Source organism: Streptomyces sp. SP17BM10 (assembly GCF_036322405.1).
GTDB lineage: Bacteria > Actinomycetota > Actinomycetes > Streptomycetales > Streptomycetaceae > Kitasatospora.
The window spans coordinates 1-860 of the sequence record NZ_JAQYXB010000552.1; the positions used below are offsets into that span (position 1 = coordinate 1).

The following is an 860-nucleotide window of genomic DNA, read 5'->3' on the forward strand; positions in this document are numbered from 1 at the left end:
CAGCATCGGGTCCATCAACGGGGAGTGGAAGGCGTGCGAGACCTTCAGCCGCGTGGTCTTGCGGTCGGCGAAGTGCTTCTCGATCGCCGCGACGGCCTCCTCCGTCCCGGAGACGACGACGGAGGTCGGGCCGTTGACGGCGGCGATCGACACGAACTCGCCCAGCAGCGGCAGGACTTCCTCCTCCGTCGCCTGCACCGCCAGCATCGCACCACCGGACGGCAGCGCCTGCATCAACCGGCCCCGAGCACTCACGAGCCTGCAGGCGTCCGCCAGCGAGAACACCCCGGCCACATGCGCCGCCGCGATCTCACCGATCGAGTGCCCCGCCACGAACTCCGCGCGAACGCCCAGCGATTCGACGAGCCGGAACAGCGCCACCTCGACCGCGAACAACCCGGCCTGGGCGTATGCGGTCCGGTTGAGAAGCTCCGCGTCCGAACCCCACACGACGTCCCGAAGCGGCAGCTCCAGCGCGTCACACACCTCGTCGAAAGCGCGGGCGAACACCGGGAACCGGGCAGACAACTCCCGCCCCATCCCCAACCGCTGGGACCCCTGCCCCGAGAACAGGAACGCCGCCGACCGCTCCCCCGCCACCCCACGCGCAACCTCCGCACCATCCACCAGCACCGCCCGGTGCCGGAACCCCGACCGCCCCGCCAGCGCGAGCCCCACGTCCACGGCCGAGCCGCCGACCCCGGCGAGCCGCTCCAGCTGCGCGTCCAGCGCCGCCTCCGACTTCGCCGAGACCACCCACGGCACCACACCGGCAACGACCGACGGCTCCTCGGCCGCGGCGTCCTCCTCCACCGCCTCCTCGACGATCACGTGCGCGTTCGTCCCACTGATCCCGAACG

General features: G+C 71.9%; 1 protein-coding gene. It reads right to left on the reverse strand.

The window, feature by feature from the left end; translation table 11 throughout:
- A partial coding sequence (locus PUR71_RS14185; RefSeq protein ID WP_329927329.1) for an acyltransferase domain-containing protein occupies window positions 1-860 on the reverse strand: 860 nt, incomplete at both ends.